General features: G+C 57.8%; 10 protein-coding genes. 1 reads left to right on the top strand and 9 read right to left on the bottom strand.

Going from position 1 to position 9,327, the window contains the following annotated elements:
* Positions 1 to 8: 8 nt before the first annotated feature.
* From AA098_RS10450 to AA098_RS28310, 6 genes are all read right to left on the bottom strand, one after another.
* Positions 9 to 4,196 (bottom strand): tape measure protein, encoded by a 4,188-nt coding sequence (locus AA098_RS10450; RefSeq protein WP_064614189.1) that lies wholly within the window; start codon positions 4,194 to 4,196, stop codon positions 9 to 11.
* A gap of 61 nt (positions 4,197 to 4,257) precedes the next feature.
* On the bottom strand, positions 4,258 to 4,581 hold the full coding sequence (locus tag AA098_RS10445) for a hypothetical protein (RefSeq protein ID WP_060489602.1): 324 nt from the start codon (positions 4,579 to 4,581) through the stop codon (positions 4,258 to 4,260).
* Between the two features lie 35 nt (positions 4,582 to 4,616).
* The gene (locus AA098_RS10440; RefSeq protein ID WP_054830723.1) at positions 4,617 to 4,901 is read right to left on the bottom strand and encodes a hypothetical protein; all 285 of its coding nucleotides are present in this window, start codon (positions 4,899 to 4,901) and stop codon (positions 4,617 to 4,619) included.
* A 90-nt stretch (positions 4,902 to 4,991) separates the two neighbouring features.
* Positions 4,992 to 5,492 (bottom strand): hypothetical protein, encoded by a 501-nt coding sequence (locus AA098_RS10435; RefSeq protein WP_054830722.1) that lies wholly within the window; start codon positions 5,490 to 5,492, stop codon positions 4,992 to 4,994.
* Positions 5,489 to 6,475, bottom strand: coding sequence for an ORF6N domain-containing protein (locus AA098_RS29755; RefSeq protein WP_064614188.1), 987 nt, complete (start codon positions 6,473 to 6,475; stop codon positions 5,489 to 5,491). The genes AA098_RS10435 and AA098_RS29755 overlap by 4 nt, the downstream gene beginning before the upstream one ends.
* Positions 6,453 to 6,620, bottom strand: coding sequence for an Arc family DNA-binding protein (locus AA098_RS28310; protein WP_082916885.1), 168 nt, complete (start codon positions 6,618 to 6,620; stop codon positions 6,453 to 6,455). Before AA098_RS28310 ends, AA098_RS29755 begins: the two co-directional genes overlap by 23 nt.
* A gap of 139 nt (positions 6,621 to 6,759) precedes the next feature.
* Here AA098_RS28310 and AA098_RS10425 point away from each other — a divergent pair, with 139 nt between their 5' ends.
* The gene (locus AA098_RS10425) at positions 6,760 to 7,296 is read left to right on the top strand and encodes a helix-turn-helix domain-containing protein (RefSeq protein ID WP_064614187.1); all 537 of its coding nucleotides are present in this window, start codon (positions 6,760 to 6,762) and stop codon (positions 7,294 to 7,296) included.
* Positions 7,297 to 7,320: 24 nt separating this feature from the next.
* Here AA098_RS10425 and AA098_RS10420 read toward each other — a convergent pair whose 3' ends face one another.
* From AA098_RS10420 to AA098_RS10410, 3 genes are all read right to left on the bottom strand, one after another.
* Entirely contained in the window at positions 7,321 to 7,536 is a 216-nt protein-coding gene (locus AA098_RS10420; RefSeq protein ID WP_082916884.1) for a hypothetical protein, read from the bottom strand.
* A gap of 59 nt (positions 7,537 to 7,595) precedes the next feature.
* Positions 7,596 to 8,057 carry a hypothetical protein gene (locus AA098_RS10415; protein WP_064614185.1) on the bottom strand — a complete coding sequence of 154 codons (462 nt, stop codon included), beginning with the start codon at positions 8,055 to 8,057 and terminating at the stop codon, positions 7,596 to 7,598.
* Positions 8,058 to 8,135: 78 nt separating this feature from the next.
* The gene (locus AA098_RS10410; protein ID WP_064614184.1) at positions 8,136 to 9,299 is read right to left on the bottom strand and encodes a phage tail tube protein; all 1,164 of its coding nucleotides are present in this window, start codon (positions 9,297 to 9,299) and stop codon (positions 8,136 to 8,138) included.
* Positions 9,300 to 9,327: the final 28 nt, after the last annotated feature.

Below are 9,327 nucleotides of genomic sequence, written 5' to 3'. Positions count from 1 at the left end.
TTTGTCTGTTAGCCGCCTGTTCGACGGCGCCCATATGCACTCTCATACGAATCAACAACATCGCCGTAGCCTGTCGCGAACTGCCCAGCAACCTCTTGGACGGCCCGGTCAGTTGCCTCTCGGATAATGAAATCGATGTCTCCGTTAGGCATGCGCCGTTGTTCCACCTGTGCGCTGGAGTAGTTGTGCACGTTGATGTTTTGCTGGATTCCAGCCGCGCTGGTGGTTCCGGCTTGGCCTTGGGAGCCGCCGGTCATGCGTGCCGAGGTGATCGGCGTGACGCTGCCTGTTCGCAGCGCCTCGACTGCAGACACGCCGCCGAATCGACGGATATCGGCCTGGGACCAGACCACCTCGCCCTTGTGCACCACGCCGGCCGGCTCGTACTTACCGCCCGCACCGGTGTAGCCGCCCTCGGAGAAGCCTTTGAGCAGGGCATACGCCGCGACCAACGCGCTGCCACCAACGACCGCCGCAGCACCGAACGTACCAATCGATGCCGTCAGCGCAGCTGGGGCCCAGGACGCTAGCGTCTCAGCTGCTGCAGCCAGGTTGGCGGTCAGGACAGTGCCGATCGACGACAGGCTGCTGGCCGTCGTAACCGCGTCCGTGGTCAGCTTGGCTGTGGTCTTGACACCTTCCGCCGCGACCGTCTCCGTTGCCTCCGCTTCGATCCCCGCAAGCTTTAGGGCCTGCATGACAAGGAACCGAGCAGTGATTTCGGAGAAAGCGCTGAGCATCGAGTTGGCAATGTCTCCGGCAAGATTGCCGAAGGCATCACTGAGGCTTTCCGTGCCCTTGACCAGCCCTTGGATGCTGCCGGAAATCGACGAGGTGGCGTCACCCAGAATCGACTCGGTCGCGTCCCTGGCCTGCTCGTTATAGTTGGTGGCGAGATCGACGTAGTTCTGCCAAGACTCCGACACCCCAGTGAGCCACTCCGACCGCATTGCATCCTGCGCGGCGTAGTAGTTCTGCTGGTCAGCCATGCGCGTGGCCAGGGCTGCTTGCAGGGCCTGGGTCTCGCCCTTGTAGAGGTCCGAATCCTCGGACGTGGGGTTCTTGATCTTGTTGTAGTCGTAGGTCAGCTTCTCCAGCTTTTTCTGATATTCCTGCTGGATTTTCAGATCATCCTGGAGGCGATTACGTGCTCTGTCGCTTTGCCCCGCGCCCGCCAACTCAGTCGACAGGCCCTGGCGCGCAAGGTCGGTCTCGGACTTCAGGCTCTCTGTAAAGGCTCTCAGCTTGGCGTCGTTCTCCAGCCGCTCCTTGATCAGCTCGTTCGCCTTTTCCAGCGCAACGTTCTGCTTCTGCTGCGCCAGGTTCAGCTCGGCCATCGCGAGGATCTGCTTCTGCGAGGCGGTGAGGGTCTTCTTCTCCTTGAGGCTGGCGATCTCGGTTTCGAGCTCGATCAGCTTCTTGGCTTCGGTGCCCAGCGCCTTGCCGCCACTACCTTGAAGTTGAATTTCCTTACTCTGCTGCTGGAGTACTGCGTAACGCTGGCGAGCGTCATCCAGAAGCTTTTGGCCCGCATTCTCCAGAACCTTCGCATCCTTAAGGGTGCTTTTGTTCGGGTCGGTCGTTTCGTTAAGGCGGGCAATGTCCTCATTCGCCAGCTGCTGTGGCGTTTTGCGAGGAAGCACCTTAGGCGCTTCGGGTGTGCCGCCATTGGTGAGAAGACCGTAACCGGCCAAGTTCTGGCGGGGCGCGCCGGGGAACACAAGATTCCTGGCCGCCGACACCACCCGATTCATCTGCTCAAGCTGCTTGTCCGCACTTTCCTTTGCCGCCTTAGCAGCGTCTTCGTGCGATTTCTTGACCGCTGCCGCTGCATCCTCGGCTGCCTGCTGCTGGGTATAGAGGGCTACCAGCTGAGCCTTAAGCGCCGCCTGCTGTACCTTGTCGTTTTCCTGAATCGCCTCCTTGTATTTTTTCTGGGCGTCTTGGATTGAGCCCAGAACCTCAACCTCCTTGCGCTGCTCCGCAGTCATCTTGAGCTTCGTAGCGTTGTAGGCAGCGATGGCCTTCTCGTTGGCGCCGTACAGGGCAATCTCTTCGCGCATTTTGGCGATGAGCTTCTCTGTTTCTGCCGTCTGGGCCTTGGTTTGACCAGATGCTCCAGCCTGAGCCGAAGAAAGTGATGCTGTGCCCTTGGCGGTCTTGGCATTGGCGCCGTCAACTTGCTCCAGCACGGTCGCGAGATCTTTTCCGCGCTGCGCACTCTTCTCGTATTCGGCTGCAATGACCGACAAGGCTCTTTCCACGTCGGGCGAGATATTGGCGGTGCTCTTCAGCCACTCGGTAACGCTGTCAAGGTCGCGCTTTCCGTTCTCAACCTCTTTTATCAGTCCACGGAACTGGCCAGAAAGGCCATCGTCAAGCCCCAAAACCTTCTCAGCATCGGCGTACTTCTTGAGCGACTCGGTAGCAGCTTCAACCTTCTCTGCACGCTCGTCGACCCACTCGATCAGCTTGACGCGCTGCTGAGCCTTGCCGAGCTCGTTGAACTTCTCGACCAGCTGGTCAACAGTTAGGCCTTGGGCATCGAGAGCCTTGGTGGCGTCGTCAGTGTTATCCGAAAACATGACATATGTAGCAGCAAGGCCGGCGACCAATAAGGCTAGGCCTCCCGGTCCTCCTAGCACGCCAAGTAGACCACCTTGGGCGGTAGCCAATCCTGCCGCTGCGATCCTTGCCCTGTCGTCGGCCTGAGCCTGAAGCAGTCGAGCTTCCGCGTAGCGGCCAGCAGCAACCGTTTGAAGTACTGTCCCTCGATACAGGATCATATCTGCCCGCGCTGCGTCGGCGGCAGTCTTGGTCCGTATAACTTCAGCATTGGCCTGGTTTAGCGTGGCCTCAGCCTGTGCGATTGCCGCAGAGCGTGCTGCGTAATATGCGTAAACGGAGTTCAGCGAACCCTTGGTCGCCAAGGCGATCTTACTGATGAAGTATGTGAGAGCCCCCGAACCAATGACCGTCAAGGTGCTTTCTACATAATCAAGAGCCTTTGCGGTTTCGGCTGAAGCGCTAGTTAACGTGTCAATCGCTCTGGAAACGGAAAGGACGTTCCCGGCAATCGCCTGGCTAGCACCGCTGGCCTGATCCAGCTTGCCAACCATCTGCGTGAACGAGTTTCCAAACGCGGTCATGCTGTTGCCGATCGTCACTGCGGTCTTGTTGAACAGGGCGTCTACCGCAGCCTCTTGTTTTTGCAGCGCCTGAACGACAGCTTCAGCGGTAAGAAGACCGGCAGCCCCGAGCGCACGCAACTCGCCAACCGTTTTCCCCATTCCGGCAGCAATTGCCTGGGCCAGCGCGGGCGCTTGCTCCATCACGCTGTTCAATTCTTCGCCGCGCAGGGTGCCCGAAGCAAATGCCTGGCCAAGCTGAACCAGGGCAGCGCTTGAAGAAGCAGCTGACGCACCAGAGATGGCGAGAGTCTTGCTGATCGTCCCTACTATTCCAGCCACTCCCTCACTAGAGAGCTTTAATTCCCGCTGATTGGTGGCAATTCTCTGATACAACTCCCCCGTGGCGGTGAGCGGCTGGTATGCGCTCTGGGCGATCTGGAAAACAGCTGATTGAGCTGTACTGAGCTCATTGGCGGTTTCCGTAACCAGCCTCATGCGGTTGGTTAGCGATGAATATGCTTCCGCCGCGTCGTAAATAGACTTTGTCAGCGTGGCTCCGCCGAACATGGCGAGTAGAGGCCCAGCCAGGTCGGCGGCTGTCGACCGCAATGACGACATGCTGCTGTTCAGCCCATTGACGCCGCCGGTGGCATTCCTGGTAGAAACCGTAACAGATCCGCCAACTCCATTCAGTGCTGCCGTGGTTCGCAGCGAGGACTGCTGCAACTCATTCATGGCCCTGGTGGCAGCTGCAAGCCTAGCCTCTGCTGCCGAGGCATTTGCTCCGGTAGTGGACAAGCTCCCGGACGCACCAGAAAGTGACTGCCCAGCCTTGGATCCCGCCGTGCCAAGACCATTCAATGCCGCCTGGGCTGCCTTGATGCTGGTGGTTGCCGCATTGATGCTGCTGACCGCCCCTGAAACGCTATTGAACACACTTGCCATAGCCGGGCCAGTGCGCAGGCCGGCCTGGGTGAGAGCATCCAGTGCCACGCGGATAGCATTTACCTGCTGCTCTGCGGTGCGACCATCTACTTCGACCTCAAGTCGAGATTTCAGGGCCATGCTTTTCTCCGGACATTAAAAAACCCGCGCATGGCGGGCTTTAAATTTATAAGCGGCTTACCTAGTCCTTAGGCCAATCACTGCCTGACCAAGAGCCTTTTTTCGACTCGCTTTTAGGCTGATATGAGACTCCAGCCTTTCTAGCCTCTTCTTTCTCGCGATAGATACGGTTGGCCTCTTCTATTGAGGCAGAAACTCTCTTCTTGGACAGCCAGTCGTTTATGCTTGATCGGAAAAAAACAAACGCTAGGGCTGCGACCAGCACAGCACCCGCCACCGCCATGATGGCGCCATAAGCAACGGCTCCCGCCAGCAATACCCAAATCAGCCACGGGGCAAGTATCAGAACGATTAGAACAAGCAAAAGAACGATCAATAACTGCATCGGCGCTCCGCTAAATTGATGAGATCGAGACCGTATTATCGCCCTTCCGACGACTTCGTGATAACCATTTTGTTGTCCGGTGCACTGCAGGTGATGATCACGCTGCCGTCTGCCACATAAACCCTGGTCATGGTCATGGCGCTGGTGTTCACGATGTGCACGATATCGCCAGGCGGGACATTCAGCTGCGCGATGGTATTGGCTTGAGCTGCTTGGCATTTCTCGAAGCTCATCGACACGGAGCTAGATTCAGCAGCGGCGCTGGCGACGGCGGGGATGGCCATGATGGCGAGCGCGGCGAAGATACTTCCTTTGTTCATGGGAAACTCCTTGATTGAAGGTGGCAATCTACCACCATCAGCAGGACGCGCCAAAACCCCGCAATGGCGGGGTTCGACTTATGGCGGGTATCAGCAGTAACCGTCGGCTCGCCTGGCCTCGACAATTTCGCGGACTTGTTCAGGCGTGAAGACCAATGCCAATTGGTACCCACTATCGCTAGTGCGGGCTTGTTGCGGGTTGAACCCAAGCTTCAGCACATAACGCCTTGCTGCGCTTCGATCCATTTTCAACAGCAGTGCAAGCTCTCGGAGGGTAGTCATTTTCTTTTGCTCACCAGGCGCACCCAGAGAATCGTGCTCCTTTGGAGCCTCACGGCGCAAATCGAAGGTCTGCCCAGGGTCCAGAGCTTCCGCACCTTTCAGGTGAATGCCTGAAAGAAACCATGACAACCCTTCAAGCCATGCAGAGACCATCGAATCCGTGGGGTGACGATCAAGTTGCTTGATCCAAATGTCGTATTGGAAAACTAGCTCCTGGATGATCAAACCCGAGAATGGGCTAGCAATACTGTGCCCAGCCACAATCCCGTCTTGCCGGCATTCATCAACCTGGCTTTGAGTGAGCTTCATGCTCCAGCCCTCCGGGTCATGTACTCGAACCGTCCGCGAAGGCTCACCACTGCCGCCATCAAGAACTCGAACATGTCCGGGGTCGATACTGGGATATCGCCTGGCGACATGACCATTCCCTTGATGAGCTCGCGCGTCGACAGCACGCAAGCATCGTCAGCCACCTCTTCGACGACCTGCTCGCCCTTGCTATCGAACGAGACCAAGTAGCGCTTCTTTGGTCCGCCAACGATCTGAATCTGATCACGCTTAGGCAGAAACTCGCCCTCGAAAACGTAGGCAGCGACGAAGTTGCAGGCATTGGCCAGTTCTTCCGCCGGAATCAGTGCGGTCTTCTGAACGCTGAAGCGGGTACGCAGCCGACTTTTCATGGTGTGCTTGAAGCTACGGCGAAGCGCAGGCGGGAGAGCGCTGGCCTTCTGATCGATGACCTGATCCAGAACGTGCTCGCCATCACTGCCGATGACAGTGCCGATCAAGGTGTGCATGGTAGCTACAGGCAATGCAGAGACCGAGCCAACCTGCTTAATAAAGTAACTATCTTCAAGCTTACCGAAAACCTCCCAAGCCTTATCGGTATCCAGCATCTTGGCGTGCCGGGCGGCCCCGCGCTCGGTCCACAGCATCAGACTTTTGGCCTTTGGCTTGATGAGCGGCTCACCAACAGCATCTCTTTGAGAGATGCTGTCTTTCAGCGCTTTGAGCTCCTCGCCTTCGATCTTGAAAAAGTGAACCCCAGCCAAAAATCGCGCTTGATTTCGTTGATAGTTATTGATGAGCAGCGTGGTCTCAATCGCGTACTCCTTCGCAAGCAAGGCCGTTGTCATCACTGGCTGCCCCGAATGGCGCATGATCGGCAGATTGCCCTGATCGCCTACTGTGCTATCATTCATCTCGACGTTTTTCCTAAGCTGATTGACGTTACCCGAGGCCTCAAGCGCTGCAACGCTTGGGGCTTTTTCATGCCCGCTGTTTTTGCTCATCCTGCATCTCCTGCTCCAAGGACTTCCTCAGACGAAAAACGATTTCGCCGCTCAGGCTGCGGCCGTTTTCCTCCGCGCGCTGCTCCAGCTTTTGCCGCAGCGTGCAGAGCATCCGTACTGCCGTAGTGATTTTCTCGCTTCCCATTGCCCTGCTTCCTTTGCTTCATTTACAAGGACGATTCTTGCTTCCTTTGCTTCATTTGTCAAACACCAATGTGTCATTTGTTGCTTTGTACGTTTCTGGGAACGTACGCTGTGCGCATGCAACAACCTTTGAGCGCTAAATGACTGATCTCTTCGCTGACAAGCTAATCCGACTCCGCACGCAAAAAGGCCTCACACAGAGGGACCTTGCCGCGATGGCCGGCCTTTCCTGGTCGCAGATATCGAAATACGAGTCCGGAAAATCGAAGCCTCGCAAGAAAGCCTTATGGGCGCTGGAGGAGGCGCTCGGCTGTCCTGGCGAACTGTCTTCCTTCCTGGATGGCACTGAAATAGCCGTGAAGGTGCCAGCCAGGTTATACGAGCGCATGGAGGAAGCGGCAGCTGAAGCCAACCTGTCTATGGATGAGTACAACTCCTTCTTCCTGGCGCGAGTGATTGCCTGGTCGCACGACGAGGTGCTCGGTATCCGACCCCCGACTCTTTTCTCCAAAGAGGAAATAGAGCAAATGCAAGCCAGGATGGCGCCAGGTGAGCTGAAAGAAAAAAGAGAAGCGCGACTCAAGGAGTTAGAGAGCGGCACGGACGATGAAAGTATGATCCTTGCCGAGATCGAGCAGCGAAAGATTTTCGACGGCCGCTCAACTAAGGAAAAGTAACCCCAAGCCCGGCCAAACGCCGGGCTACTCGCCATCCTCATCTTCCGCCAGCGCCACCTCATCCAAGGCAAACATCACCTCATCGACGATCAGTCGCGGCAGTGGCAGCGGGTGTACCTCCAGCCAGTCGGTGATTTCCCTGGCCGAAAGGCGCAAAGGCTGCACTGCAGTGGCCCCGACCAGGTAGCGCCGGCCGCGCGCCGCATTTCGGAACGCATTCAGCAGGCTGCCGGTGATCACATCCAGCTCAGGCTCATCTGGTACCGCAATGCGCAGTTTCTGGTAGATCAGGCTCTTCTTTACGCTTGAAGAACCCCAGTCTCGCTCCCACTTGAAGCGGTCGACTGCTTTCCCTTGATCTCTTCCTGCTCCTTTTTGTTGTCGGCCGCGATGGTTGCTGCTCGCTTGATGACAAACACGAAGAAATCGGTATCGCCGCGCAGCATTTCGGTGGCGATGGCCTCGCTGTACTTCAGCGGGTTTCCATCCTCGTCTTGGGCGCCCTGCCAGTCCTGAAGGATGAACTGGGCCAGCAGCATGCAGTGGTTATCATGCTCGGACTTCTCGCCAGCGACCACGCCAACCGAGCCTTCTCCGAATTGGGCGTCATTTCGATCCAGGCGACGGCGCATACGCTCCAGCGCGATCTGGTACTGCTGATTATCCAGCGGCATCAGCAGTACCTGGGTGTCTTCGTCGAACTTCTCCCAGCGCGCCTCACCGCTCTTGCTGGTGTCAGTCTTTTTCAATTTGAGAGCCATGAATCATCCTCACGCCACGCCATAAAAGAGGCCGCCCCGGCCGGCGTTATTGCCGGAGCGACCGAAAGGTGATGCGGGTTATGCGGTGACCGTGATGGCCGAAGTAGCGGTCTTGGTCGGGTCCGAAACGCTGGTAGCGGTGATGACTGCCGACCCAACGGCAACGGCGGTGACCAGGCCGGAGGAGTTGACCGTGGCGATCGACGGCGCCGAGCTGGACCAGGTGACGTTCTGGGCTGCACCAGATGGCAGCACAGATGCGGTGAGCTGGCGGGTCGCCGCTACGGCAATCGAGGCAGTGGTCGGGGCCACCGACACGCTGGAGACCGGTACGAATGGCACTCGGGTAATGGTCGGGGCCTGCTTGGCAACGGTGTAGTTCAGCGTGACCTCGATCAAGTCGCGCTTGCCGCCGTTTGGCAGGTCGCCATCCACTTCAAGGGCCGGGAACGACAGGTCGTAGCGGTTGCCCAGGCTGTCAGTGATCGGGAACGCCACCGCAATGGTCTTGCGGCTGAAGGTGTTTTTCCAGATCTGCCAGGCGCGGTTCGACCAGGCTAGGGTGACGGTGCCGGTGATCGCTGCTTCAGTGGCGATCTGGGCGCCGGGGCCAAGCTTGCCGCTACCGATGCAGCGCTGCGCCTGCAGGCTGTTGTCCAAGTTTACGGTCAAGGCCGATACGCAGGCCGAGCCTTCCAGGCTGACGCCATCCACCGTGATGCTGCCCACGTTCAGGTTCGACATGAACGGCGTGGTGGTCGGCGGGTTGACGGTCGCGACGGTGTTGGTGTCGCCGTCCGCATAGTCTAGGCCGGCCAGGCTGAAGGTTGCCGTGATCTTGCCGTCGGACGGGATATCAAGGGCGAACACCGAAACGTGCATACCTCGGAACAAGGTGTACACGCTGACATCGTTGAAGTTTTTCGCGATGGTAAAGGTGCGGCGAGTATCGCCCACCGTCAGGACATCGCCGGTCCAGGTGCCGTAGAAGGCCGCTTCTAGCAGCTTGTCGAACGATCCGTAGGACAGCTCGCCCACCAGATCACCCTGGATATCGGCGCTGGATGCGACAGAGCCTTGGCTGATGCGGGACTCGGTGATCTCGTCGCTGATCTGGGTGTTTACGGTCGGCGAAAGTGTATTGCTGGTCAGGCGCAGGGTATCCCATGCCCCTGTATCCGGGGTTAGGCCCGGAGTAGTCTCGCTAATCAAGTAGCTGGTGACGCGCGCGCCGCTGCTCATGGTTTATCTCCGTTCTGCGGGCATAAAA

The organism is Pseudomonas sp. JY-Q (assembly GCF_001655295.1).
Lineage (GTDB): Bacteria > Pseudomonadota > Gammaproteobacteria > Pseudomonadales > Pseudomonadaceae > Aquipseudomonas > Aquipseudomonas alloputida.
Note: the sequence above shows the minus strand (reverse complement) of the source record. Positions and strands in the feature narration are given on the sequence as shown.

Bases quoted from the DNA above. Each gene is read 5' to 3' on its own strand.
- AA098_RS28310 (WP_082916885.1), bottom strand. From the start codon at position 6,620: ATGGGAAGCGAGAAAATCACTACGGCAGTACGGATGCTCTGCACGCTG.
- AA098_RS10445 (WP_060489602.1), bottom strand. From the start codon at position 4,581: ATGCAGTTATTGATCGTTCTTTTGCTTGTTCTAATCGTTCTGATACTT.
- AA098_RS10415 (WP_064614185.1), bottom strand. From the start codon at position 8,057: ATGGCTCTCAAATTGAAAAAGACTGACACCAGCAAGAGCGGTGAGGCG.
- AA098_RS10440 (WP_054830723.1), bottom strand. From the start codon at position 4,901: ATGAACAAAGGAAGTATCTTCGCCGCGCTCGCCATCATGGCCATCCCC.
- AA098_RS10425 (WP_064614187.1), top strand. From the start codon at position 6,760: ATGACTGATCTCTTCGCTGACAAGCTAATCCGACTCCGCACGCAAAAA.
- AA098_RS10450 (WP_064614189.1), bottom strand. From the start codon at position 4,196: ATGGCCCTGAAATCTCGACTTGAGGTCGAAGTAGATGGTCGCACCGCA.
- AA098_RS10435 (WP_054830722.1), bottom strand. From the start codon at position 5,492: ATGAAGCTCACTCAAAGCCAGGTTGATGAATGCCGGCAAGACGGGATT.
- AA098_RS10410 (WP_064614184.1), bottom strand. From the start codon at position 9,299: ATGAGCAGCGGCGCGCGCGTCACCAGCTACTTGATTAGCGAGACTACT.
- AA098_RS29755 (WP_064614188.1), bottom strand. From the start codon at position 6,475: ATGAGCAAAAACAGCGGGCATGAAAAAGCCCCAAGCGTTGCAGCGCTT.